20 protein-coding genes, 1 rRNA gene and 2 pseudogenes (1 of these 23 only partly in view) are annotated in these 25,118 nt (G+C 33.3%); 8 read left to right on the plus strand and 15 right to left on the minus strand.

Annotated elements, in window-relative coordinates; all coding sequences use genetic code 11:
• From AC3VI6_RS00025 to AC3VI6_RS00055, 7 genes and pseudogenes are all read right to left on the minus strand, one after another.
• Window positions 1-362, minus strand: a 16S ribosomal RNA gene (locus tag AC3VI6_RS00025); it reaches 1,157 nt to the left of the window's first position.
• Window positions 363-1,122: 760 nt separating this feature from the next.
• Window positions 1,123-1,854, minus strand: a complete 732-nt coding sequence (locus AC3VI6_RS00030) for a DUF4294 domain-containing protein (RefSeq protein WP_497704702.1) — start codon at window positions 1,852-1,854, stop codon at window positions 1,123-1,125.
• A gap of 107 nt (window positions 1,855-1,961) precedes the next feature.
• A pseudogene (locus AC3VI6_RS00035) lies at window positions 1,962-3,216 on the minus strand (aminotransferase class I/II-fold pyridoxal phosphate-dependent enzyme).
• 129 nt (window positions 3,217-3,345) lie between these two features.
• Window positions 3,346-5,562: a xanthine dehydrogenase family protein molybdopterin-binding subunit gene (locus tag AC3VI6_RS00040; RefSeq protein ID WP_497704703.1), complete on the minus strand. Its 2,217-nt coding sequence runs from the start codon at window positions 5,560-5,562 to the stop codon at window positions 3,346-3,348.
• Window positions 5,563-5,574: 12 nt separating this feature from the next.
• On the minus strand, window positions 5,575-6,036 hold the full coding sequence (locus AC3VI6_RS00045) for a (2Fe-2S)-binding protein (RefSeq protein ID WP_497704704.1): 462 nt from the start codon (window positions 6,034-6,036) through the stop codon (window positions 5,575-5,577).
• A gap of 103 nt (window positions 6,037-6,139) precedes the next feature.
• Window positions 6,140-7,090, minus strand: coding sequence for a phosphoribosylaminoimidazolesuccinocarboxamide synthase (locus AC3VI6_RS00050; protein WP_497704705.1), 951 nt, complete (start codon window positions 7,088-7,090; stop codon window positions 6,140-6,142).
• A gap of 63 nt (window positions 7,091-7,153) precedes the next feature.
• Complete coding sequence (locus AC3VI6_RS00055) at window positions 7,154-8,107, minus strand: PhoH family protein (RefSeq protein WP_274634972.1); 954 nt, start codon at window positions 8,105-8,107, stop codon at window positions 7,154-7,156.
• Window positions 8,108-8,226: 119 nt separating this feature from the next.
• On the opposite strand from AC3VI6_RS00055, the gene AC3VI6_RS00060 reads away from it, so the two are divergent.
• The 4 genes from AC3VI6_RS00060 to gldG are packed head-to-tail and all read left to right on the plus strand — an operon-like array spanning window position 8,227 to window position 11,795.
• Window positions 8,227-9,087 carry an SAM hydrolase/SAM-dependent halogenase family protein gene (locus AC3VI6_RS00060; RefSeq protein WP_497704706.1) on the plus strand — a complete coding sequence of 287 codons (861 nt, stop codon included), beginning with the start codon at window positions 8,227-8,229 and terminating at the stop codon, window positions 9,085-9,087.
• Window positions 9,088-9,091: 4 nt separating this feature from the next.
• Complete coding sequence (locus AC3VI6_RS00065; protein WP_299011617.1) at window positions 9,092-9,388, plus strand: putative quinol monooxygenase; 297 nt, start codon at window positions 9,092-9,094, stop codon at window positions 9,386-9,388.
• A 54-nt stretch (window positions 9,389-9,442) separates the two neighbouring features.
• Window positions 9,443-10,162, plus strand: coding sequence for a gliding motility-associated ABC transporter permease subunit GldF (gene gldF, locus AC3VI6_RS00070; protein WP_497704707.1), 720 nt, complete (start codon window positions 9,443-9,445; stop codon window positions 10,160-10,162).
• Window positions 10,155-11,795 carry a gliding motility-associated ABC transporter substrate-binding protein GldG gene (gene gldG / locus AC3VI6_RS00075; RefSeq protein ID WP_497704708.1) on the plus strand — a complete coding sequence of 547 codons (1,641 nt, stop codon included), beginning with the start codon at window positions 10,155-10,157 and terminating at the stop codon, window positions 11,793-11,795. Before gldF ends, gldG begins: the two co-directional genes overlap by 8 nt.
• Window positions 11,796-11,835: 40 nt before the next feature.
• Here gldG and AC3VI6_RS00080 read toward each other — a convergent pair whose 3' ends face one another.
• Together AC3VI6_RS00080 and AC3VI6_RS00085 are read right to left on the minus strand one after the other, a co-directional pair.
• On the minus strand, window positions 11,836-12,594 hold the full coding sequence (locus AC3VI6_RS00080) for an NAD(P)-binding domain-containing protein (protein ID WP_497704709.1): 759 nt from the start codon (window positions 12,592-12,594) through the stop codon (window positions 11,836-11,838).
• The gene (locus tag AC3VI6_RS00085; protein ID WP_497704710.1) at window positions 12,581-13,246 is read right to left on the minus strand and encodes an MIP/aquaporin family protein; all 666 of its coding nucleotides are present in this window, start codon (window positions 13,244-13,246) and stop codon (window positions 12,581-12,583) included. The genes AC3VI6_RS00080 and AC3VI6_RS00085 overlap by 14 nt, the downstream gene beginning before the upstream one ends.
• A 112-nt stretch (window positions 13,247-13,358) precedes the next feature.
• Here AC3VI6_RS00085 and AC3VI6_RS00090 point away from each other — a divergent pair, with 112 nt between their 5' ends.
• Complete coding sequence (locus AC3VI6_RS00090) at window positions 13,359-14,201, plus strand: DUF2911 domain-containing protein (protein WP_497704711.1); 843 nt, start codon at window positions 13,359-13,361, stop codon at window positions 14,199-14,201.
• Between the two features lie 77 nt (window positions 14,202-14,278).
• Here AC3VI6_RS00090 and AC3VI6_RS00095 read toward each other — a convergent pair whose 3' ends face one another.
• Together AC3VI6_RS00095 and AC3VI6_RS00100 are read right to left on the minus strand one after the other, a co-directional pair.
• Window positions 14,279-15,241, minus strand: a complete 963-nt coding sequence (locus AC3VI6_RS00095; RefSeq protein ID WP_497704712.1) for a succinylglutamate desuccinylase/aspartoacylase family protein — start codon at window positions 15,239-15,241, stop codon at window positions 14,279-14,281.
• Window positions 15,242-15,252: 11 nt separating this feature from the next.
• Window positions 15,253-16,686 carry an ATP-grasp domain-containing protein gene (locus tag AC3VI6_RS00100; protein WP_497704713.1) on the minus strand — a complete coding sequence of 478 codons (1,434 nt, stop codon included), beginning with the start codon at window positions 16,684-16,686 and terminating at the stop codon, window positions 15,253-15,255.
• Window positions 16,687-17,114: 428 nt separating this feature from the next.
• Between AC3VI6_RS00100 and AC3VI6_RS00105 the strand changes: the two genes are divergently transcribed.
• Both AC3VI6_RS00105 and AC3VI6_RS00110 read left to right on the plus strand, forming a co-directional pair.
• Window positions 17,115-17,393 carry an integrase core domain-containing protein gene (locus AC3VI6_RS00105; RefSeq protein ID WP_497704714.1) on the plus strand — a complete coding sequence of 93 codons (279 nt, stop codon included), beginning with the start codon at window positions 17,115-17,117 and terminating at the stop codon, window positions 17,391-17,393.
• A 337-nt stretch (window positions 17,394-17,730) separates the two neighbouring features.
• Entirely contained in the window at window positions 17,731-20,058 is a 2,328-nt protein-coding gene (locus tag AC3VI6_RS00110) for a type IA DNA topoisomerase (protein WP_497704715.1), read from the plus strand.
• On the opposite strand, the gene AC3VI6_RS00115 is transcribed toward AC3VI6_RS00110, so the two are convergent.
• Window positions 20,051-20,722, minus strand: a complete 672-nt coding sequence (locus AC3VI6_RS00115; protein ID WP_497704716.1) for a TrmH family RNA methyltransferase — start codon at window positions 20,720-20,722, stop codon at window positions 20,051-20,053. The two genes, AC3VI6_RS00110 and AC3VI6_RS00115, sit on opposite strands and share 8 nt — an antisense overlap.
• An 87-nt stretch (window positions 20,723-20,809) precedes the next feature.
• Between AC3VI6_RS00115 and AC3VI6_RS00120 the strand changes: the two genes are divergently transcribed.
• The gene (locus AC3VI6_RS00120) at window positions 20,810-21,493 is read left to right on the plus strand and encodes an SIR2 family NAD-dependent protein deacylase (protein WP_497704717.1); all 684 of its coding nucleotides are present in this window, start codon (window positions 20,810-20,812) and stop codon (window positions 21,491-21,493) included.
• Between the two features lie 17 nt (window positions 21,494-21,510).
• Here AC3VI6_RS00120 and AC3VI6_RS00125 read toward each other — a convergent pair whose 3' ends face one another.
• The 3 genes and pseudogenes from AC3VI6_RS00125 to AC3VI6_RS00135 form a co-directional block, all read right to left on the minus strand.
• Entirely contained in the window at window positions 21,511-21,984 is a 474-nt protein-coding gene (locus AC3VI6_RS00125; protein ID WP_497704718.1) for a DUF6495 family protein, read from the minus strand.
• Between the two features lie 61 nt (window positions 21,985-22,045).
• Entirely contained in the window at window positions 22,046-22,756 is a 711-nt protein-coding gene (locus AC3VI6_RS00130; protein ID WP_497704719.1) for a peptidoglycan DD-metalloendopeptidase family protein, read from the minus strand.
• Window positions 22,757-22,817: 61 nt separating this feature from the next.
• A pseudogene (locus AC3VI6_RS00135) lies at window positions 22,818-25,088 on the minus strand (aconitate hydratase).
• Window positions 25,089-25,118 lie beyond the last annotated feature (30 nt).

Consider the following 25,118-nt stretch of genomic DNA (forward strand, 5'->3'; position numbering starts at 1 on the left):
CTCACTGCTGCCTCCCGTAGGAGTCTGGTCCGTGTCTCAGTACCAGTGTGGGGGATAATCCTCTCAGACCCCCTACCTATCGTTGCCATGGTAAGCCGTTACCTTACCATCTAGCTAATAGGACGCATAGTCATCTTGTACCGATAAATCTTTAATTTAAAAATGATGCCATCTCTAAACATTATGGAGTATTAATCTTCATTTCTAAAGGCTATCCTCCTGTACAAGGCAGATTCTATACGCGTTACGCACCCGTTCGCCGGTCGCCGACATCTAGCAAGCTAGATTCGCTGCCCCTCGACTTGCATGTGTTAAGCCTGCCGCTAGCGTTCATCCTGAGCCAGGATCAAACTCTTCATTGTATAATCTTTAATATTATAAATGTTAAGTTCCAAAAGAATTTTAACTTCGTAGAAGTTATGGTTATTCTACTCTTTGTTTTACGCTGTCAATTTCAATATTTTCAATGAACTTGTGGAGAGTCGCCAATGACAAGTTGTTACTTATCTTACCACTCATCCTCTTGTAGAAATACTAGACTCGAACTAGTAACTTAATCGTCTTCCAAAATTTCTGTGATCGTGTCGCTTTGTAAAAGCGGATGCAAAACTACAAACTGTTTTTAATTTGACAAAACTTTTTTTGAATTTTTTTTTCGTTTGCTTTGCTACACTATTTTAATGAACTGTTTCCCTAAAAATCGGACTGCAAAGATACTCACTTTATTTTTTAATAAACAAGAAAAAATTAAACTATTTTTTAACCTTTTCTTTAAATATCTTAAACCTATTTCTATGAACTTTACTAACTTCTAAAAACTTGCGTTTTTACCTTAGCGGGTGCAAATATAGATACCTTTTTCCATTTAACAACCTCTTTTCTCCCCTTTTTTTATAACTTATTTTTAATGCATTATTATATAATAAGTTACGTTCGGAAGTTTTTTATATTCTACCTTTCAATCACATCTCCTCTAAACACATTTTAAAAAAAAATCACTATTACTTTACTCGCCTAAATGATAGTTTTAGCAATATTTAAAATGTTGTTTTAATGTATTGATTTAAGGGTTGACAATAAATTTTGGAACAGAGAACTTAAAAAACTAAAGAATAACATCTCTTACCTCCTCTTTTTCTTCCGTTCTCGCTTCTTTCGCATCTTAGAAAACATCTCCTTATACTCCGATACGTCAACATAACCCCTACTTTTGGATACAATTACTAAATAGTTCTTTCTTAATTTTGGATCTTGATACTCTAACTTTTCATCAATATAGGCTCGTTGGAGAATATCTTCAACCAAATAATCTTCATTTTCTGTTTCTGGTTGGTATTCGGACTTCAATGACAACTTAAACATATTTGCTGTGGTATTGTACCAAAAGGCTTTCCATCCACTTCGGATTTCCTTTACATTATCAAAAGCTGTTTTTCCAGTTTGACGATGTATTAACTTCAATAATATTCTTCCTTCTGTTCTTGTTAGTTTTTTTAATGGTGCTGTTAATTCTTCTTCTAAATATTTTTGAACACGTTTTACATATTCTCTTTTTTTTCTTTTAGAATTTATTCTTTCCAAGCGAACATTAACACTATCTACTCTTTTCGCTGCTAAAATCGCATAAGGATATGCTTTGAATACTTTTTTTCGCAACCAATAATAATATAAGATATCGTTTTCCTCTTTAAACTTATGTTTTGGTAAGACGGTTACTTCATTTAACCTTATCATTAAACTGTCTCCTTCTTTAATAAGAATGTACTCATCGTTAAAGTTTGGCAGCGAATCTTTTATTTGTGCCTGTATTGCTACTGCAAATAATATTGTATATAGATAAAGGAGTTTTTTCATTTAATTTTTATGTACAAAAAGGATTCCAAATGTATCATTTCTGTTTTAAAACAAAAAAACTCATGAAATATTTCATGAGTTTTTTTGTTTTATTATTCAATTTTGGATTATTCAGCCATTATTGTTTCAGCTACTTTCTTATACGTTCCGTTTTCTAATTTTTCACGGATAGCTGTAAATGCTTCGATTGTTTCTGTAACATCATCCATTGTGTGACGTGCTGTAGGAATTAGTCTTAAAATAATCAATCCCTTTGGAATTACTGGATACACAACGATTGAACAGAAAACTCCATGGTTTTCTCTTAAATCATTTACCATTGCCATAGCTTCTGGGATATCTCCTTTTAAATATACAGGAGTTATACATGTTTGTGTAGTTCCTAAATCAAAACCTGCGTTACGTAAACCTGACTGTAAGGCATTGGTAACTTCCCACAACTTATCTTTCAATTCTGGTTGTGTACGGATTAAATCTAAACGTTTTAACGCTCCTTTTACCATTGGCATTGGTAAAGACTTCGCAAACATTTGAGATCTCATATTATACTGTAAGTACTGTACTACATCTTTATCTCCAGCAAAAAATGCTCCGATACCTGCCATAGATTTAGCAAAAGTAGCGAAATATACATCTATCCCATCTTGAACTCCTTGCTCGAACCCTGTTCCTCTTCCTCCTTCACCTAAAGTCCCAAATCCGTGTGCATCATCTACTAATAAACGGAAATTGTATTTTTCTTTTAAGGCTACAATTTCTTTCAATCTACCTTGTTCACCACGCATACCAAAAACTCCTTCAGAAACTAATAAAATTCCTCCACCTGTTTTTTCTGCCATTTTGGTAGCACGTTGTAAGTTTTTCTCACAACTTTCAATATCGTTATGACGGTAAACAAAACGTTTACCTGCATGTAAACGAACACCATCAATAATACATGCGTGTGTATCTACATCATATACAATAATATCGTCTTTAGAAACTAAAGCATCTATTGCTGATACCATACCTTGGTATCCAAAGTTTACTAAATAAGCAGCTTCCTTTCCAACAAATTCTGCACATTCATTTTCTAATTGCTCATGGTATTTTGTATGACCTGACATCATACGAGCCCCCATCGGGTATGCTAAACCATCTGCTGCTGCAGATTCTCCATCAGCTTTTAATACTTCTGGATGATTTGCTAATCCTAAATAATCATTGATGCTCCAAGTAATTACTTTTTTTCCATTGAAAGACATACGGTTAGAGATTGGCCCTTCTAATTTAGGAAACACATAATATCCTTCTGCTTTATCTGCCCATTTTCCTAAAGGTCACTTTATCTCCCTTAATTCTTTCAAATAAATCTTTAACCATTATTATTTTTGATTTTTATAGGTTGCGAAAATAGTGCTTTTTTAACAGATTTTCAAAAATTGTCTGCAGCATAATTAATATATAATGAAGAAAGGTGCCTAATTAAGCACCTTTTCTTCTTTTTTGTTTTTAACCTAAAACGTTTGATTTTAATTCTTCTATAAATGGTTGTCTATATAATCTCTTTCCTAAGGCTTTATGAATTGCATTCGCTACAGCACCACCTGCTGGCGGTAAACCTGGTTCACCTAAACCTGTTGGTGCTATTTCGTTTTCAACAAAATATACTTCAACTTTTGGAGTCTCATTCATTCGTATTAATCTATAACTATCAAAGTTTCTACTAGAAGGCTTTCCGTATTCAAAAGTTAAATTTCCATACATTGCATGTCCTATACCATCGATGACTCCACCAGCTACTTGATTGATCGCACCAGTAGGATTTACAACAATACCACAATCTACCGCTGCTATTACTTTTGTTACCACAGGGGTTCCATCTTTTACCTCTACCTCTGCTACTTCTGCTACATGTGAATTGTGACTATAATATGCAGAAAAACCTTGAAAAACTCCTTCTTTAGCTTTTCCCCAACTGCCTTTTTCCGCAGCCAATCGAATCGCATCTTGCATTCTCTTCCCTGAATATTCTATTCTTTTATCTTCAGTATCTTTTACATTTTCTAATAAGTCTAAACGTAACTGAACTGGATCTTGATTTAACTCAGTTGCTAATTCATCAAAAAATGATTGTTCAGCATATCCTAGGAAATTGGTATATGGTGCTCTCCAGGCACCTGTAGTAATATTACTCCTATAATTAGCTGTTGAAACTTTATAATTTGGAATACATCCTGCAGGGAAAAAATGTGGAATTAAATCATACATATTATCATTAATTGCTGCTTCTTTTAAATGATATCCTGTTATTTTCCCGTCTTTTATTGATGCTGCTATTCTATATTTAATTGCTGGTCGGTAAATACCACTTGTTATATCTTCTTCTCTTGTCGAAACCATTTTTATTGGTTTCTTAACTTTATCAGATATTTCGAGTGCTTCATATACAAAATCTCCATACAATCTTCTTCCAAAACCACCTCCCATTCTAGTCATTTCTACATGGACTTGTTCTAAATCTCTACCTAACATTTCTGATGCCACTTGAGCTGCGTACTCTGGAGTTTGCACAGGCCCTACCAAATGGATTTTATCAGGAGTTATATTCGCAAAGAAATTCATAGGTTCCATACAATTATGTGGTAAGAAAGGCGAATGATATGTACGTTCTATAACTTTATCAGCTTCTGAAAATGCCTTATTTACATCTCCTTCTTCTCTTCTTATATCAAATTTATTTCCATCTAGTAAACTTAGAAGTTTTTCATCATGAAGTTTTGTATCTTCAAGTTGAGATCCTGGTTTCCAATTAGCTTTAATCGCTTTTGCTCCTTTGATTGCTGCCCAAGTATTTTCTGCAAGCACAACTACCTTGTCTGATTTTGACAATTTGAAAGTCCAGTTATTTTTACCAGATTCAATAAAGTTTCTTGCTTTTTCTCCAATAGTAACAACATCGATAACTCCTGAAACTTTTTTAGCTTCAGACGCATCGAACGACTCTAGTTCTTCACCAAAAGAAGGAGGTCTTACAACCGCAGCATATACCATACCTTCTTCTTTGTAATCTAATCCAAATAATGGTTTACCTGTTACTATTTTTTCTAAGTCTACGTTTGTAGCGTTTTTACCTATAATGGTAAATTCTGAAGGATTTTTTAATGTTACATTTTCTGGAATTTCTATGACTGCAGCTTCTTTTACTACTTCTCCATATCCTAACTTATCTCCATTCGCATTGGTAATTACACCTTTTGATGCCGAACAAGTAGCTGCATCAACACCCCATTTTACGGCTGCTGCATTAATCAACATTTGCTTTGTTGTAGCTCCTGTTTGTCTCAAAGCCGTCCATCCATGACGAATAGACTGACTTCCTCCTGCCAATTGACGAGTATAATTTTTAGTATCTAATGGGGCTTGTACTACATGTACTTTATCCCATTCTACATCTAATTCTTCAGCAATAATCATCGGCATTGAAGTTTTTACCCCTTGCCCTATTTCTGGATTGGGAGAGTAAATAGTTACATAACCTTCATCAGAAATTCTAATAAACGCATTAAAGTCATTGAAGTTTAAATTTTCAACGTCAACAGATGGTTTTACATTAGGCTTACATGCTGTGAATAAATTAAATCCGATCATGATTCCTCCACTTGCTAGCGCAGAGGCTCTTAAAAAATTTCTTCTACTAAACGTTGCTTTGTTTTCTAGTGTACTCATGATTGAAAAATTTTAAGACATTTTTTCGGCAGCTAAAGCAACTGCTTTTTCTATTCTATTATAAGCTGCGCAACGACAAATATTTCCTTGCATTGCTTCTCTAATTTCTTCATTGGAAGGATTTGGGTTTTCTTTTAAAAAGGAAGCTGCTGTCATTATTTGTCCTGCTTGACAATAACCACATTGTGGAACGTCTACTTCTTTCCATGCTTCTTGAAGTGGATGATCTCCTTCCGTCGATAATCCTTCTATCGTAGTAATTTCTTCGTCTCCTAACATTGAAACTTGCAATTGGCAACTTCTCATTGCTGTTCCGTCTACATGAACAGTACAAGCTCCACATTGTGCTATTCCACAACCGAATTTAGTTCCTACCATATCGAGTTCATCACGTAAAACCCATAACAATGGTGTATCTGCATCTGCAATAAAGGATACCGATTTTCCGTTAATTTTTAATGTATAATTTGGCATTTTAAAGGTAGTTTTTAGAATTCGTAAAAGTTACGAAAAAAATAAATGCCACTTAGTTAATGAAGTTGTTTTAAACAAAAAAAGAGGCTTTCGCCTCTCTTCTTTATCTATTTTGTAAAAATGTAGTTACATTTTTTTCTATTCTTTCCAATACATTTTCTGTATTTGCTTTTATAAAGGGTTCTCCTGTAATTTGCTCGTACAATTCAATATATCTGTTAGAGATTTCATTGATTTTCTCATCAGACATTTCTGGGATTTGCTGCCCTTCTTTTCCTTGGAAACCGTTTTCAATTAACCATTGACGTACAAACTCTTTTGATAATTGCTTTTGCTTCTCTCCTTTTTCTTGACGCTCAGCATATCCATCTGCATAAAAATAACGAGAAGAATCTGGAGTATGGATTTCATCAATCAATACAATTTTACCATCCTTCGTTTTTCCAAACTCGTATTTGGTATCTACTAAAATCAATCCTCTTTTAGCAGCCAATTCGGTTCCTCTTTGAAATAACTTTCTTGTGTAGTCTTCTAAAACTAAATAATCTTCTTCTGAAACAATTCCTTTAGCTAAAATATCTTCACGAGAGATATCTTCATCATGCTCTCCATTGTCAGCTTTTGTTGAAGGTGTAATGATTGGCTGAGGGAACTTATCATTCTCTTTCATTCCTTCTGGCATTGCAACACCACAAAGTGTTCTTTTTCCTGCTGTGTATTCACGAGCTGCGTGACCCGACAAATATCCACGGATAACCATTTCTACTTTAAAAGGCTCACATAAATCACCTACTGCTACATTTTCATCAGGATTTGCTATTAACCAATTCGGAACAACATCTGCAGTGTCATTCATCATTTTGGTAGCAATTTGATTTAAAATTTGCCCTTTAAAAGGAATTTGACGTGGTAAAATCACATCAAATGCAGAAAGACGGTCTGAAGCAATCATAACCAATAAATCATTATTGATATTGTAAACTTCTCTTACTTTTCCTTTGTAAACTGTCTTTTGCCCTGGAAACTGAAAGTTAGTTTCGTTAATTGTATTCATTTTCTTGTTGTTGTGTTGTTGCCCGCAAATGTAAACTAATCGCAAAATACTGACAACTAAAAACTACTCGGTTTCTATACTTTTATAAGCTGTAATAATCTTTTTAACCAATCGGTGACGGATTACATCTTTATCATCTAAATACACCTGCGCTATTCCATCAATATCTTTTAGAGCTAACAACGATTCTTTTAGTCCTGATACTTGTCTGCGAGGTAAATCGATCTGACCAGGGTCACCTGTAATGATAAACTTAGCGTGCATTCCCATACGTGTTAAAAACATTTTCATTTGCGAATGCGTTGTATTTTGAGCTTCATCTAAAATTACGAAAGCATTATCTAATGTTCGTCCTCTCATAAAAGCTAGTGGTGCAATTTGAATTGTTCCGTTTTCAAGATATGCCTGTAGTTTTTCATGCGGAATCATATCTCTTAACGCATCGTACAAAGGTTGCATATACGGATCTAACTTTTCTTTTAAATCTCCTGGAAGAAACCCTAAGTTTTCACCCGATTCTACTGCGGGTCTTGTTAAAATAATACGTCTAACTTCTTTTTCTTTTAATGCTTTTACCGCTAATGCTACCGCTGTATATGTTTTTCCTGTTCCTGCTGGACCAACTGCAAATAACATATCATTTTTTTGCATTAACTCCACCATTTTGTGTTGATTAGCTGTTTGAGCTTTGATTAGCTTTCCGCTAACACCGTGTACTAAAACATCTTTTGAGTTTCCTGATCTGCGAATTTCTTCTTCTTTACCAGTTGATGTTAAAATACGTTCAATACTATTTTCATCAAGTTTATTATATCTATTGAAGTATTTGATAAGCATTTCTAAGCGCTTTTCAAACTCGTCTAATAATTCTGCTTCACCAAAAATCTTTAATTTGTTTCCTCTTGCTACAATTTTTACTTTAGGAAAGAAGGTTTTTAACTGAGTAATTGTGCTATTTTGAGCTCCAAAGAAATCATTTGGATTGATTTCTGTTAATTCAATTATGCGTTCGTTCAAATGACAAAAGTTTTAAGATTATTCACTCTAAAAATAATGATTATTTTTGTCGAAATGCGTAGTTTTGTTTAAAAATTCAGCATAATTTTTCACAAACTAATTAACAAACACCTAACTTAATGTCTCTTATCACATTAACTACTGATTTTGGAACTAAAGACCACTTTGTAGGGGCTGTAAAAGGGGCTATATACTCAGAATTACCTGATGCTAAGATCGTAGATATAACGCATCAAATCTCTCCTTTTAACATTACAGAAACGGCTTATATTTTAAAAAACGCCTACAAGAGTTTTCCTGATAAAACCATTCATGTAATTGGAGTTGATTCTGAATTAAGTATTCAAAATAAACACATTGCTTTAGAACTGGACAATCATTATTTTATTTGTCCTGATAACGGATTAATTTCTATGATTGCTTCAGAAATTAAACCTACTAAAATTTTTGAAATCAATATTCATAATCGTGTAGAAAGTAGTTTTCCTGTATTAGATGTGTTTGTACAAGTTGCTAGTCATATTGCTCGTGGCGGTAGTTTAAGTGTTATTGGTAGAGAAATTGATTCTTATAAACAGATTATTGAAATTCAGCCAAAAGTAAACGAACAAAAAACTAGTATTGCTGGCGGTGTTATTTACATTGATAACTACGGAAATGTAATTACTAATATTAGCCAAAAATTATTTAACACAGTTGGGAAAGGGCGTGATTTTAAAGTTACAGCCAGACGTTATGCCTTTACCAAAATTTTTAGTAGATATAATGAAATTGTCGATTATTCGATTGAAAACAATGGTCAGCATGACGGAGAAAAATTGGCTATTTTTAACTCTGCAGGTTTTTTAGAAATTGCCATCTATCGAAGTAATTTAGAAACTGTTGGAGGTGCTTCTACCTTACTTGGGTTAGAGTATCGTGATACTATTACTGTTGAATTTGAAAACCCAGTTACACCAGAATTTACACCTATAAATTAACGATATGTTTGTACGAATAGTAAAAATGAGCTTTCAACCAGAAAAGATTGAAGAATTTTTAAACAACTTCAATACTAAAAAAGAATTTATACGAAATTCACCGGGTTGTCGTTTATTAGAACTGTACAGAGATAAGACTAATCCAAACATTTTTTTTACTTACAGCTATTGGGATGCTGAACAAGATTTAGAAAATTATAGAAATTCTGATTTGTTTAAAGGTGTTTGGGCACAAACCAAAGTATTATTTAATGACAAACCCCTGGCTTGGAGTGTTGATAAAGTTGAATCGCTACCTTAGTCAATACCTATCTGAAAATAACTAAATATTATAAACAACTAAAATAGTTATACATTGTTACCACTACTAAAGAAAGAATTTAACTCATTTTTTGCCTCTCCCATTGCCTATTTGGTTATTGGGGTATTTTTACTTGTAAATGGCTTATTTTTATGGGTATTTAAAGACAATTTCAACATTTTAAATGCGGGGTTTGTCGATTTAAATAGCTTTTTTTATTTAGCTCCATGGTTGTTCTTATTCCTGATTCCTGCCATAACAATGAAAAGTTTTGCTGATGAATTTAATAGTGGAACTATTGAAATTCTAAAAACGAAACCGCTTACCGATTGGCAAATTGTACTGGGTAAGTTTTTCGCTTCTCTTTTGTTAGTTGTCATCGCCATATTACCAACATTAACCTATACGTATACTTTGTATCAATTAGGAAGTCCTGTTGGAAATTTAGATGTAGGTAGTACTATAGGTTCGTATTTAGGTTTATTATTTTTAGCAGCAACCTATACAGCTGTTGGATTGTTTACCTCTACCCTATCAAAAAATCAAATTGTGGCATTTATTTTAAGTGTATTTATCACTTTTGCTTTATTCTATGGTTTTGATGCTGTAGGTTCTTCTTTAGGAAATTCAGGATATACCTTACAACAATTTGGTATTAACGAACACTTTAAAAGTATTAGTCGTGGTGTAGTAGATACTCGTGATTTAATCTATTTCATCAGTGTTACCGTTTTCTTTTTATTCATCACTAAACAACAGTTAAAAAATGAATAAGAAATTACAACATATTGCATTAGCCCTTATCGGACTGTTAATTGTCAATTACATCGCTAATTCAGTTTACAAACGTTTCGATTTAACACAGGACAAACGTTATACCTTATCTGAAGTAAGTGAGAATCTTATTGATAAAATTGACGCTCCACTAACTATACATGTATATTTAGAAGGGGAATTTCCTGCGGAATTTAAGCGTTTGCAAATTGAAACTCGTCAGTTTTTAGAAGAGTTACAAGCTAAAAACACCAATATTCGTTTCCGTTTTATCAATCCTGATAATATTCGTGAACGTTTGGTAAAAAGAGGAATGATGCCTAGTCAGTTAACTGTAGAAGAAGATGGAAAGTTATCTGAAGCTATTATTTTTCCTTGGGCTGAAGTTTCTTATGGTAAAAAAACTGAATTGGTTTCGTTATTACCTAATACCATTGCAAAAACACAAGAAGCTCAATTACAAAACGCTGTTGAAAAGTTAGAATATTCATTTGCTAATGCTTTACATAACATTACCCAAAAAGAAAGACAAAAAATAGCTGTTTTAGCAGGTAATGGTGAGTTACAAGATATTTATCAATACAGTTTACTAAGTGAAGTTGGTAAAAAATACCGTTTAGCTAAGTTTACATTAGATAGTGTTGCTAGTAATCCGCAAAAGACATTAAAAGACTTAAGAGCATACGATTTAGCAATTATTGCAAAACCAACTGAACGATTTACCGAAGAAGAAAAATTCACAGTAGATCAGTTTATTACCAACGGAGGAAAAAGTCTGTGGATGATTGATAACAATTACGCTGATACCGATAGTTTATATAATGAAGGTAAAATGTTGGCTTTCCCTCGTGACTTAAACCTAACTGATTTATTATTTGGCTACCAAGTTCGTGTAAACAATAAATTGATTCAGGATTTATATGCTGCTAAAATTCCGCTAGCTACAGGAAATGTTGGAAACCAAACCCAATTTCAACATTTAAACTGGTTTTATCATCCATTGGTAAATGGAAATCCGTATCACCCAATCACCAAAAATGTATTACCTGTTCGTTTCCGATTTACAACACAAATAGATACCTTAAAAGGAAACTTAAAAAAGACTCCTTTATTAGTTACCTCGGTACTTACCAAGAAAGTTGGAACTCCTAACTTTGTAGAGCTACAAAGCATAGCTAAAGAACCACAAGAAAACGAATTTGCTGCTGGTCCGCAATTGTTAGCTGTATTATTAGAAGGAAACATTCCTTCTGCTTATAAAAACCGAATAAAGCCTTTTAACACTCCTGATTTTAAAGCTGAAAGTGGTGCCAATAAAATGATTGTAATTGCTGATGGTGATATAGGAAGTAACCAAATTTTAAAAGGAAAACCACACGATTTATCGTTAGATAAATGGACAGGAGAACAATTTGGAAACAAAGAGTTTTTAATTAATGCGATTGATTATTTATTGGACGATTCTGGATTAATTCAGCTTCGTAATAAAACTATTCAAATTAACTTGTTAGATAAACAACGTGCTTTTGCTGAAAAAAGTTACTGGCAGTTTATCAATATTGGTATTCCGTTAGTGTTGTTAGCGCTGTTTGGTTTCGGATTTAATTATTGGAGAAAAAAGAAGTATCAGTAATTGGCTATTGGCTATTGGCTATTGGCTATTGGCTAAAATGTTAAATACTCAATAAATCACTGTGTATAAACTGATAGTTCAATACTTTTTGAAGTTTTTCGCTACTGATTATTTTACACTCTAATGATTTTGAATCATCAAATTCAGGAATTGGTTTTCCAAGTGACTTTCTTGCATTAATATAAAAATCCTCTCTTGTTGGATGATGGTTTGCGCAAGCATTAAACACTTCTCCAAAAACATTTTGCGCTATAATTTGTTGTATGATTGCAATGCAATCCTCACGATGAATCATATTTACATACCCTTTTGGATGCGGAATTTTTCTATCAACAAACCAATTTCCTGGTTGTCTGTTCCCTCCAAACAACCCTGCAAAACGAAGTATCGTTGTTTGAAAATTTTCATTATTTCTAAACAAATTTTCTATTTCAACTAGAGGAGAATGTACAGTATCATCTTCCTCTGTCAATTCTTTATTTAAGCTTGGATATACTGAGGTTGAACTGATAAAAATAACATTGGTTACATTACTCTTTTCAATTTTAGAAATCACTCTTTTAAAGTCATCAATATTTTTAGATGTAATTGCTATTAGCAATACATCAGTATCTAAAAATTCCGTAATCTCAGTATCTTCAGAAATATTTACAAAAAAAGGGTGAATATGAACGGCTTTTAATTCGTCTAACTTCGCTACTGATGTTGTTGAACCTTTAACGGTATATCCATTCTTAATTAATTGTATTCCTAGTTCCTTTCCTAACCACCCACAACCTAATATGCTAACACTTTTCATCACAACAATTATCGTCTTTTACTAATTTACAAGAAACCACCGCTAACAAAGCACCCAAAATTGGAGCCAGTATATATAACCACAAATGCTCTAAGTGACCAGAAACCAATGCTGGTGCAATAGAACGAGCAGGATTCATAGACGCTTTTGTCATAGGACCAGCAAACATAGCCTCTAACAAAACCACTCCTCCAATGGCAATGCCTGCCATCACTCCTACTTCTTTACTTCCTGTTGACACATTAACAATGGTCAACATTAAAAAGAACGTCAAAAGTAACTCTAATATAAAAGCGCGCCACGGGTCTATAGACGGAATGGTTGCACCATAAAACTCACTTGTAGGAAACAACACCCAAAGCATTACACTTGCAAATAAAGCTCCTAATATTTGAGCTATAATATATTTAGGAACTTCTTTCCAAGAGAACTTTTTTGCATAGGCAAAAGCAACAGTTACTGCAGGGTTAAAATGTGCTCCTGAAGTTTCTCCAAAAGCATAAATCATCGCCATAACTATCAAACCCCACGTAATTGCCACTCCTGTATGCGTTAAATCTGCTCCGTTAGTAACCTCATTAACAGTCATCGCTCCTGTTCCGCAGAAAATAAGGGCAAAAGTTCCTATAAATTCAGAAATATATTTTTTCATGATTGTAAATATCAATTAAAACAAACCTACCGTATTTTAAGTTTTTGTTAACATTAATCCGAAGAATTCCTTGTAATTTTAACAAAACTAAATTTAAAACAAACCAATCATTATGAAAAAAATACTTTTGAGTTTGTTTGTTGTTGCCTTATCAACAAACATTACTGCCCAATTAAAAACACCAGCTCCGAGTCCTGCTTCTAAAATAGAGCAAAAAGTAGGTTTAACCGATGTTACTGTTGAATATTCAAGACCAAGCATGAAAGGAAGAGCCATTTTTGGTAATTTAGTTCCTTACGGTAAATTATGGAGAACAGGTGCTAACCAAAACACCAAAGTTACTTTTAGCGACGACGTTACTATCGACGGAAAAACATTGAAAAAAGGAACTTATGCTGTATACACGAAGCCTGGAAAAGATGCTTGGGAAGTATTATTTTACTCAGATGCTAATAATTGGGGAACTCCTCAAAAATGGGACGATGTAAAAGTAGCTGTGTCTACTTCTGCTAAGGTTGAGGCTATGCCAATGAAAATTGAAACGTTTACAGTGTCTATTGACGATTTAACAAACGATTCTGCTGTGTTAGGTATCTCATGGGAAAATGTTTACGTTGGTGTAAAATTCAATACTCCAACAGACAAAGCTGTTGAAGAAAGTATTGCACAAGTAATGGGTGGTCCTTCTGCTAACGATTATTTTTCTTCTGCTGTTTACTATTTACAAGAAGGAAAAGACATTAACAAAGCCAAAGAATGGATTAACAAAGCGGTAGACATGACTAAAGATCAACCTCGTTTTTGGTACTTACGTCAACAATCGTTAATCCTTGCTAAAGCTGGAGATAAAAAAGGAGCTATTAAAGCTGCTAAAGCTTCGTTAGCTGGTGCTGAAAAAGCTGGAAATGCTGATTACGTGAAAATGAACAAAGAGTTTATTGCTGAAATGAAGTAATTTTCAAGTATATAGTTTCATTAAATAAAAAAGACTGCTTCACCATTATTTATATGCTGAAGCAGTCTTTTTTACTTTTATCTCATAATTCCTAAGTGAATAATACGGCCTCCTGATTGATTTACAGGGTTAACACTTTTACCCACCACAATTCCTTTTTCTGGTGCGTAATATTTCTTAATTGTATTACCAAAAACATCTCTTAGAGTGGCAATATGATCTCCTTCTTCTACAATATCTCTCAAATCAACATGTACAGTTAGTAAACCTCCTTCTTGAGTGTACAACCAATACGATTTATTACAAACTACAGTATTCCTCTTTGAAGTTTCATATTCATCATCGGTAATTCCTAGATGAGTCAATACATTATGTACCCCTGCTAGCCCACTCTTTATAATTTTCTTTTGAAAACTATGCGGATTACCAACTTCAATCGTTATGGAAGGAATCCCTAATTCTTCAGCAGCTCCACGTAAAGTTCCGTCTGAAGGTGGTGTATGCACTATGATTTCTGCATCTTGTAATAAGGCTAATTTTTTAGTAACTTCATTGTTCATATCACTTCTGATATAAAACGAATTTACCCTACCAAAACTAGCAGTGTGAAGGTCTAACAAATAATCAAACTTTTTTACTACTAAATTCAAAAAACGATTGGCATATACTTCACTTGTATTTCCATCATGCTTCCCTGGCATAATTCTGTTAATATCTACTCCATCGCTAAAAACACGTGTTCCTCTAACAAAAGAAGGCACATTTACAATAGGAATTCCTACAATCGTTCCTTTTAAATTGTTTGTATCTAAATCTTTAAACAATCGCTGTATAACTGATATTCCATTTAATTCATTTCCATGAACCGCAGCTGTAAGCCCCAATACAATACCGTCTTCTTTTCCTCTTGCAACCATAATAGGAATACAAGTAGCAATTCCTATTGCATTTGAAGTTACTTTTAACCAGTAATTCTTAATAGAATTTTGTGGTGTTTGATTTACATCAAACTCTGTAATATAGTCAATTTGGTGTCCCATAAGTTTTGTAATTAGTACAACTCATTTAATAACGTACTGTCATTATTTAAAGATGTAAATAATTTCTTTTTAAACTTTTTATTAGCGTTGATTAAGCTAATGCACATTTTATCAATCGCAATAGTAGAAAGCACTGTTTGGATAAATGTTTCTATTAAATCATCAATTCCCAAACCTAATTTGTTATAATCTCTTCTATCCATAATTAACAAACGATTAGTATCAGATGTCCATTGATTTTCTCCTAATTTAACCGATAAATTAGTACCTAACATTTGCCAAGAATCCTTACTATCCTCTAAATCATTTACCAAAGGCAACAAGGCTCTTCTCGAATACATACACAAAGGTTTAATACCGTCTTTGGTGCTACTAATCATCATTCGAATATCAGATACATAGGTTTCTCCTTTAGCATTTGGCATCGTACCAACATGATAGTATTTCCCTTTAGTACTAACCGAACTCCAATTGTAATTACCAATTAAACTCTGAACAATAAAACGTTCGTATTCGATATCCTGCTTCATAAACTCCTCTAACTCCTCCTCGTTTACAATGGTATATACTCCTTGACCTGCATTACTATATGGAATTTTAATAACTGCTTGTCCGCCCATTTTCTTTACCCACAGTGGAATTTCATTCTTACTCACGTCCCAAATCGTATCAGGTATGTTAATTTTCATTCCGTGTTCTTCTAACTCCGTGTTATAAATATCATAGGCTTTAGCTGCAACCATTTTATTTCTTCCTCCTGCTAAACACGTAATAATCGGATTTAAAATCTTTGTTTTGCTATTTACAGGAAAACGATTCCATGGTTTTTGAGTTACATATCTAAAAATTCCTCGTAACGGAATCCATTCTTCGTCTTGTTTCAAATAAAAAATTTCATCCTCTATTTTAACATGTGTATTCTCTTCATTTGAAAAAAATGGAACCAAGAACACTTCTTCTTTAAAAACATCTGCAATTACAGCAGCGTATCCTGAAGTTTCCATGTAATTCTTATCGTAAAACACTGCTAACCTACCGTCTTTAACAAGCTTACGTTTTTTATCCAAAATAGGTTTGAATGTACGCTCTATAAGCAAACGATACGCTCCATCTTCTTTATTATCATCTAACAAAGGCATTGATTTTTGCCCTGACGGACATGAATTATTTTCAATAATAACCATGTTTTTGTCTCCATCTGCCGAAGTAGAATTGATTAAATCGGCACCACCCCACAAAAAATACTTACACTCATACGACAAAATTTCTCGTAACTTTTCTGCATTTACTTTAGGGTGTAAATGGCAATACCTAGCTATAATTCGTTCTTTATCTAAGTTTAAAAAGAAATTTACCATCGGGTGAATCGTGGCATTCAACGCTTTAGGATACCAGTGATTTTCGTTATTAAATGTGTTGGGTTGTATAAGCTCTACTGCTTTCATTTTTGGTTTGTCTATTTTATTTTTTGCTTACGTATACTTTCCTTGATAAATTAAAAATAGAAAAAAATACAACTAGAATATGCTTATCTATGTTAATTTATTTACCTCCTATTTGTTACTATATTTATAAAAACATGTATTTTAGAGGCTCTTAAAAATTGCAAATGAAAAAAGGCTATGAATTTCTCAACCCTAATTTCATATTTCTTTTAAGAACATAAAAAAGTAGTAGTATCCCTATCTTTTTTAGGGATAAAAAAACTTTTATTTTTTATATAACGAGTTGGCAAACATTTAGAACAAGATTAATGTAAAAATATTACTCTCAATTTTAACTCTATTAGGAATAAACACAGGAGGAAAAGCTCAAACAATGGAAAAGTTAGGTGTTGGCTTAGAAAAAACTATAGAATTGACCTCTAAAAAATTTGAAAGAAAAAACCACGCAAATTTTAAAGAGAAAAAACATCAAAATTAGTATGACAGAAGAAAATCATTGCTACGAAAATGCTATTGCGGAACGTGCAAACGGCATCCTAAAAGACGAATTCTATCTCGACCAGACCTTTGATAGCGTACAATACGCAAAAAGAGCAACAAAAAGTGCTATTAATCTATACGACCAAATTAGATTACAAGTATCTTTAGATTATAAAACACCAAATATGGTATATTTAAAACAGCGTAAATCAATTTTTAAACTGTAGCCATATTTCAGGACTAGACATAATTCAGTTTACTGGTTTTGTACTACTTAAAATTAATTTATAAGTTACAATCTTTATTAACATTACAAATCTATTATATAAACAAACTATTTATTAACTCTTAAAGTTTAATTAGTGCTCCTAAATGTTCAAAATATTTTGTTTATAATTCAAAACTTCTTTCTACTATCAACTTATAACATTCACAAATAATTTAGTAATTTCGGCCTTCTAAATTGTATTGTAAATACCCTTATTAATAATTACACATGTATAATGCTTTAAACTAATTTACAAGCATTTACACAATTATAATTGTCCACATGGACTCTGTTTTATGAAAGTTTGTATCGCCGAGAAACCTAGTGTAGCCCGTGAGATTGCTAATATCTTAGGAGCCAATACCAAACGAGATGGATATTTCGAAGGGAATGGCTATGCGGTTACCTATACTTTCGGTCATTTATGTACACTTTTAGAACCTAAAGACTACAAACCGCACTGGAAAAGCTGGGATTTAAACAACCTTCCTATGCTACCTGAGCGCTTCGATACTAAGGTTACCAACGATAGTGGTATTCAAAAACAGTTTAAAATTGTAAAATCTCTATTTGAAAAAGCTGATGTAGTGATTAACTGTGGGGATGCTGGACAAGAAGGAGAACTCATTCAGCGTTGGGTAATTAATCAAGCTAATTATAAAGGTAAAATTCAACGTTTATGGATTTCTTCTCTTACTGAAGAAGCCATTAAAGAAGGTTTTGACAACTTAAAAAACAACGACGATTACAATAACTTATACTACGCAGGATATTCTCGTGCAATTGGTGATTGGTTATTGGGTCTAAACGCTACACGCTTGTATACAGTAAAATTTGGAGGTTACAAACAAGTGCTATCAATTGGTAGAGTGCAAACTCCTACCCTAGCCATGTTGGTTGATCGCTATAAAGAAATTCAAAATTTTAAACCAGAACCTTATTGGGAACTACAAACCTTGTATCGCGATACACTTTTTAGTTGTGAAGAAGGTCGTTTTTTGAAAAAGGAAGAAGGACAAGCCTTTGCTGATAAAGTAAAAGAAAGTGATTTTGAAATCACTTCAGTTACTAAAAAGAAAGGAAAAGAATACGCTCCTAAATTATTCGATTTAACGGGTTTGCAAGTATATTGTAATAATAAGTTCGGATTTTCTGCGGACGAAACCTTAAAAATTGTTCAGAAACTCTATGAAATGAAAGTAGTTACCTACCCTAGGGTTGACACTACTTTTTTACCGAATGATATTTATCCAAAAGTTCCGAATATTTTAAAAGGGTTAAAGCAATACGCAACCTTAACACAACCTCTTTTAGGGAAAAAAATACGCAAATCGAGTAAAGTTTTTAATGACAAAAAAGTAACCGATCACCATGCGATTATTCCTACGGGAATAGAAATCAACTTGCAATACAATCAGCAGCAAGTGTATGACATTATTGTTCGTCGATTTATTGCCGTTTTTTATCCTGATAGTGATATTTCGAATACTGCTGTAATAGGTGAAGCTGATAAAGTTTCATTCAAAACCACAGGAAAAGAAATTTTGACCAAAGGTTGGCGTGAAGTATTTGAATACGGAAAAGAGCCTAAAAAAGATACCGAAAAAGACGTCTTACCAACTTTTACCAAAGGAGAAAAAGGTTCACATGAACCTTCTTTTTTAGAAAAAGAAACCAAACCTCCTCGTAATTATACCGAAGCTAGTTTGTTACGTGCTATGGAAACTGCAGGTAAACAGGTTGATGATGACGAAATGCGCGAACTAATGAAAGAGAATGGTATCGGTCGTCCATCTACACGTGCAAGTATTATTGAAACCTTATTCAGACGAAAATATATTGAGCGTCAAAAAAAATTAATCATTCCTACCAAAACAGGTATCGACTTAATTGATTTGATTGATAACGAACTCTTAAAATCTGCAGAATTAACTGGATTGTGGGAAAAACGTTTGAAAGAAATTGAACGTGGTGAATACAGTGCTGCGCATTTTATTAATGAAATGAAAAAAATGGTAGATCGTTTGGTATACGAAGTACGATCTAATACTAAATCTGTACGATTATCTGCCGAAAAAAGCACGGTTTCAAACACAACTAAAACCAAGAAAAAATCAACTTCTAAAAAGAAAGAAGTTGTTGGTAAAAGTTGTCCGAAGTGTAACAACGGACAATTATTAAAAGGTAGCACTGCATATGGTTGTTCTTCTTATAAAAACGGATGTGATTTTAAACTTCCATTTGATTTTATGGATAAAAAAATATCTGAAAGTCAATTAATCCGATTACTTGATAAGGGTTGTACTACCAATTTAAAAGGTTTCAAGCAAGGTTCAGAAAAAGTAGAAGGTCTAGTTCGTTTTGATGATGGTTTCAATTTAAAGTTTGAGCCCAAAAAAACAAGTTCAAATGTCAATTCTAGTGATAAGGATAAATCAATTTCAGATACCTTAACCTGCCCTAAATGTAACAAAGGAACCGTTTTAAAAGGGAAATCTGCCTACGGGTGCTCTGAATACAAAAATGGTTGTGATTTTGTATTTACGTTTGAAAACATCAAAAAAATTGCCAATGGAAAACCATTGACAAAAGAATTAGTCTATAATATTTTAACTTCTAAGTAAGCCCTTTATAATAGTGTTCTATTAATTTCTCTGGATTTTTAACCGTGTTTTTAATCCATTCAAAATACAACTCTTGTTTCTCTACATCCGATAATTTCCAATCAATTGGTAACTTCTTCATACGAGTAGTTACATCTTGTAAAATAATTGCTGCTGCTACCGAAATGTTCAAACTTTCAGTAAAACCTACCATAGGAATTTTTAAAAAACCGTCGGCTTCTTTTTTTATGTAATCAGAAATCCCTTCTTTTTCAGTTCCAAAAACAAAGGCTGATTTTTTAGTTACATCAAAATCGGACAAAACACAAGAATCAGTGTGCGGTGTAGTTCCTATAATCTGGTATCCTTTTTTTCTTAAATCATCTAAACAATCCTTAGTATTATCTCCATCCTCTTTATAACGGTTGATATTTAACCATTTCTGACTTCCTTTAGCAACGTGCTTTGACACTTTATTGGTAAAACTATTTTCAATAGCATATACATCCTGTACACCAAAAATATCGCAACTTCTTACCACTGCACTGGCATTATGCGGTTGGTAAATATCTTCTAAAACCACCGTAAAATGACGTGTTCGCTCGCTTAATACCTTTTCAAACGTTTCCTTCCTATTCTCAGTAATATATCCTTCCAAATAGGTTAATAATCCTTCATCAATCATACAACAAACATAGTAATTTTTCCTATTTTTAATCGCAAAGCGATAGCTAAGTATTTATTTTCTTAAACTTGCAACGAAATCTATATTATGAAAAAACGTTTGGTAGTATTAACAGGTGCTGGTATAAGTGCTGAAAGTGGTTTAAAAACTTTTAGAGATGCTGATGGTTTATGGGAAGGACATGATATTTATGAAGTAGCTTCTCCTCAAGGATTTCATGCAAACCCTGAATTAGTTTTAGATTTTTACAACCAACGTAGAAGACAACTTTTAGAAGTAACACCTAACAAAGCACATTTGAATTTAGCTGATTTAGAAAGCACTTTTGATGTTGATATCATTACTCAAAATGTAGATGATTTACACGAACGCGCTGGTAGTTCTAATGTATTGCACTTGCATGGTGAATTATTAAAAGTGCGCAGTACAAAAAATGAAAACTTGGTGTATCCTTGGAAAAAGGACATTCTTTTAGGTGATTTGTGTGAAGAAAATGCGCAGTTACGACCACATATTGTTTGGTTCGGTGAAGATGTTCCGCTACTAGAAAAAGCAGTTGAAATTACTTTACAAGCAGATATTTTGGTAATTATTGGTACCTCTATGCAAGTATATCCTGCTGCTAGTTTAGTAGATTATGTAACATCTAACACCCCTATTTACTTTATTGACCCCAACCCTGCTGTAAACAAAAACGCCTTTAATAATTTAACGATTATTAAAGACGTTGCCAGTACTGGTACTGATATATTACTCAATATGCTTCGATAAGCTCAGCATGATATTGACTAGGAATTAGAAGTTAATCGATCGAAATATTCGTATAATTCTCCTTTAGAAATAGTACTTCCTTTTTCAATCAAATCAAACAACTCTACATTACGTTCTTCTTGATACGGCTTTGATCCTCTTAAAAATTCTATGGCTTCATCTTGTGGATTATTTAATAACCACTCAAATCCTTCTTGTTCAAGTACGTTTACTTCTTTATCAATCGTTATTACAATACGATGAATTTCTTTTTCATCACACTTAAATAAGTTCACCACTTTTGGAGAAAAATGCTCTAGATAATTCGTTTTGGTCAATACATCGTCCCAAACGACATCGCTAAACACATTCATTTCATCTTCAGCAACATGAGGTTTCTCTTCTTTTAGCTCATCCCATTCTTTTTTATCGATGTTTTGTGAAGCTAAAAAACGTGCAAACTCTTCATGTAATCCTTCAAACTGCTCTTTTGTAAGTTGTCTATATTTCAAAAATTCAAATTTTAATAATTAACTAACCCTATTTTTTATTCATTCTCTTTAATTAGGGTCATTATCTTGTTTTACTTAATCCCTCAATGAGGGTTTCATTCGGCAATTTTAATAATAAATTAGGATTAGGGCAATTTTGCTTGTAAAAATCCAAGGTCTTTTTTGAAGATACTCCTGGGTAATCGCCATAATAATCTTCAATATCTATAATTAATTGAAAGTGTAAATGAGGCGCATAATCTCCATTGACAGAACTATCTCCTAAAGTTCCTATCCTTTCTCCCTGAATCACCTTGGTTCCAACTTCTAAGTTTTTTATGGACTCTAATGATAAATGACCATATAATGAGTAAAACTCATTTCCTTCAATTGAATGTTTAAGAATAATTGTTGGACCGTAATCTCCATAGTTTGTATTGTTTTTAAAACTATGGATTTCTCCATCTAGCACAGCTAATACTTCAGTACCTGCATCACACCACAAATCAATTCCTAAGTGAATATTTCGTTGGTTTTCTTCGTACAATTTATTGAAATGTTCACTTCTACTATAAATATCTCTTACTTCCAAATATCCCCCAAAAGCAACTGTTTTTTTATGTTTTGAAAAATAATTTTCCAAATAAGCCTCCCATTCTTTTGATGAAGAAACATCAAAGCTTAATTCTTTGTTTGATGCCGCTATTGAAATTGGAATATACTCATCAAAAGATATGTTGGTATCTATTACGTTCAATGGAATTTCAGAAATTTTACTTAAAAAGTCTGTCATAATTAAATATTAAAAAAGTGCAGTAATTACTGCACTTTTTATAAATAAACTAGTTTATATATTAAGCGTTCTGTTTCTTAATTAAATTTAGAGCAGAACCTTCTTTATACCATTCTATTTGTCCTTCGTTATAGGTATGATTAGCGATAATTCTATTTTTCGAACCATCAGCATGAACCACTTCAATAGTTAATGGTATGTTTGGAGCAAATTCATTCAAATCTAAGAAGTTAAACGTATCATCTTCTTGAATTAAATCGTAATCTGCTTCATTAGCAAATGTTAGCCCTAACATCCCTTGTTTTTTCAAGTTTGTTTCGTGAATACGCGCAAATGATTTTACCAAGACTGCGGCTACTCCTAAATGACGAGGCTCCATAGCTGCATGCTCGCGTGAAGACCCCTCTCCATAATTATGATCTCCCACAACAATTGTTTTGATTCCTTTTGCTTTATAATCACGCTGTACTTTAGGCACTGCATCGTACTCTCCTGTTAATTGATTTTTCACAAAGTTTGTTTTCATATTGAAAGCATTCACTGCTCCAATTAACATGTTGTTAGAAATATTATCTAAATGTCCGCGGTAACGTAACCAACTAACCTGCCATAGATATATGGTCAGTTGTACATTTTCCGAATGCTTTGATTAACAATTTAGCATCTTTAATCTCATTTCCAATTGGCTCAAATGGTGTTAACAATTCTAAACGCTCTGAATTTGGGTCTACCACTACTTCTATATGGCTTCCATCTGCTTCAGGTTCCAAATAACCATTATCATCAACTTCAAATCCTTTTGGAGGTAATTCCCAACCTGTTGGTTCATCTAACATTACCTCTTCTCCATTTTCATTGATTAGAGTATCTGTTAATGGATTAAAATCTAATCGCCCTGCAATAGCAATAGCAGCTGTTAATTCTGGTGAAGCTACAAAAGCATGTGTGTTTGGATTTCCATCGGCACGCTTTGCAAAATTTCTATTAAATGAGTGTACAATAGAGTTTTTTGGTGCGTTCTTCGGATCTTCATAACGTCCCCACTGACCAATACACGGTCCACATGCATTGGTAAATATTTTAGCATCTAAGTTTTCAAAAACTTGTAAAATACCATCTCTTTCAGCAGTAAAACGTACTTGTTCAGATCCTGGATTGATACCAAACTCAGCTTTCGTCTTCAACCCTTTATCGATTGCTTGCTGCGCAATAGAAGCTGCACGTGATAAATCTTCATAAGAAGAGTTTGTACAAGAACCTATAAGCCCCCATTCTACTTGCAATGGCCAATCATTTGCTTGCGCCTTTTCTGTCATTTCTTTTCCTACTGGGGTAGATAAATCTGGCGTGAAAGCTGCCCGTTTAATAAAGGTCCTAATTCTGATAAATTAATTTCTATTACTTGATCAAAATATTGCTCAGGATTTGCGTATACTTCAGGGTCTGCCGTTAAATATTCTTTAATCTCATTTGCTGCATCAGCTACATCATTTCTATCCGTAGCACGTAAATAACGTTCCATAGATTCATCGTAACCAAAAGTAGAGGTTGTAGCTCCAATTTCTGCTCCCATGTTACAAATAGTTCCTTTACCTGTACATGACATTGCCGTAGCTCCTGAACCAAAATATTCTACAATAGCACCTGTTCCTCCTTTTACGGTTAGAATTTCAGCTACTTTTAAAATTACATCTTTAGGTGCTGTCCAACCAGATAATTTTCCTGTTAATTTTACACCAATTAACTTAGGAAACTTTAATTCCCAAGGCATTCCTGCCATTACATCTACTGCATCAGCTCCACCTACTCCAATGGCCACCATTCCTAATCCTCCTGCATTCACCGTGTGAGAATCTGTACCAATCATCATTCCTCCCGGAAAAGCGTAATTTTCTAATACTACTTGGTGAATAATACCTGCACCTGGTTTCCAGAAACCAATTCCATATTTATTAGAAACCGATTCTAAGAAATTAAAGACTTCATTTGAATTATTTAATGCTGTTTGTAAATCTGTTGAAGCACCTACTTTTGCTTGAATTAAGTGATCGCAATGTACCGTTGTTGGTACTGCTACTTTACTTTTCCCTGCTTGCATAAACTGAAGCAGCGCCATTTGTGCTGTTGCATCTTGACAAGCTATACGGTCTGGAGCAAAATCAACATAATCCTTTCCTCTTTCGAAAGCTTTCGTTGGTGTTCCATCCCAAAGATGTGTATATAAAATTTTCTCTGCTAATGTTAAAGGTTTACCTGTAATTTTACGGGCAGCATCTACTCGCTCAACTACTTTATTGTATACCTCCTTTATCATATTAATATCAAAAGCCATATATGTAATTTTTTTGTTGCTGTACGAATT

This window comes from Tenacibaculum sp. TB-56, assembly GCF_059716275.2.

Bases quoted from the DNA above. Each gene is read 5' to 3' on its own strand.
- AC3VI6_RS00030 (WP_497704702.1), bottom strand. From the start codon at position 1,854: ATGAAAAAACTCCTTTATCTATATACAATATTATTTGCAGTAGCAATA.
- AC3VI6_RS00130 (WP_497704719.1), bottom strand. From the start codon at position 22,756: ATGACAGACTTTTTAAGTAAAATTTCTGAAATTCCATTGAACGTAATA.
- AC3VI6_RS00110 (WP_497704715.1), top strand. From the start codon at position 17,731: ATGAAAGTTTGTATCGCCGAGAAACCTAGTGTAGCCCGTGAGATTGCT.
- AC3VI6_RS00080 (WP_497704709.1), bottom strand. From the start codon at position 12,594: ATGAAAAGTGTTAGCATATTAGGTTGTGGGTGGTTAGGAAAGGAACTA.
- AC3VI6_RS00040 (WP_497704703.1), bottom strand. From the start codon at position 5,562: ATGAGTACACTAGAAAACAAAGCAACGTTTAGTAGAAGAAATTTTTTA.
- AC3VI6_RS00120 (WP_497704717.1), top strand. From the start codon at position 20,810: ATGAAAAAACGTTTGGTAGTATTAACAGGTGCTGGTATAAGTGCTGAA.
- AC3VI6_RS00115 (WP_497704716.1), bottom strand. From the start codon at position 20,722: ATGATTGATGAAGGATTATTAACCTATTTGGAAGGATATATTACTGAG.
- AC3VI6_RS00050 (WP_497704705.1), bottom strand. From the start codon at position 7,090: ATGAATACAATTAACGAAACTAACTTTCAGTTTCCAGGGCAAAAGACA.
- gldG (WP_497704708.1), top strand. From the start codon at position 10,155: ATGAATAAGAAATTACAACATATTGCATTAGCCCTTATCGGACTGTTA.
- AC3VI6_RS00065 (WP_299011617.1), top strand. From the start codon at position 9,092: ATGTTTGTACGAATAGTAAAAATGAGCTTTCAACCAGAAAAGATTGAA.
- AC3VI6_RS00060 (WP_497704706.1), top strand. From the start codon at position 8,227: ATGTCTCTTATCACATTAACTACTGATTTTGGAACTAAAGACCACTTT.
- AC3VI6_RS00095 (WP_497704712.1), bottom strand. From the start codon at position 15,241: ATGGGACACCAAATTGACTATATTACAGAGTTTGATGTAAATCAAACA.
- AC3VI6_RS00085 (WP_497704710.1), bottom strand. From the start codon at position 13,246: ATGAAAAAATATATTTCTGAATTTATAGGAACTTTTGCCCTTATTTTC.
- AC3VI6_RS00100 (WP_497704713.1), bottom strand. From the start codon at position 16,686: ATGAAAGCAGTAGAGCTTATACAACCCAACACATTTAATAACGAAAAT.
- AC3VI6_RS00045 (WP_497704704.1), bottom strand. From the start codon at position 6,036: ATGCCAAATTATACATTAAAAATTAACGGAAAATCGGTATCCTTTATT.
- AC3VI6_RS00090 (WP_497704711.1), top strand. From the start codon at position 13,359: ATGAAAAAAATACTTTTGAGTTTGTTTGTTGTTGCCTTATCAACAAAC.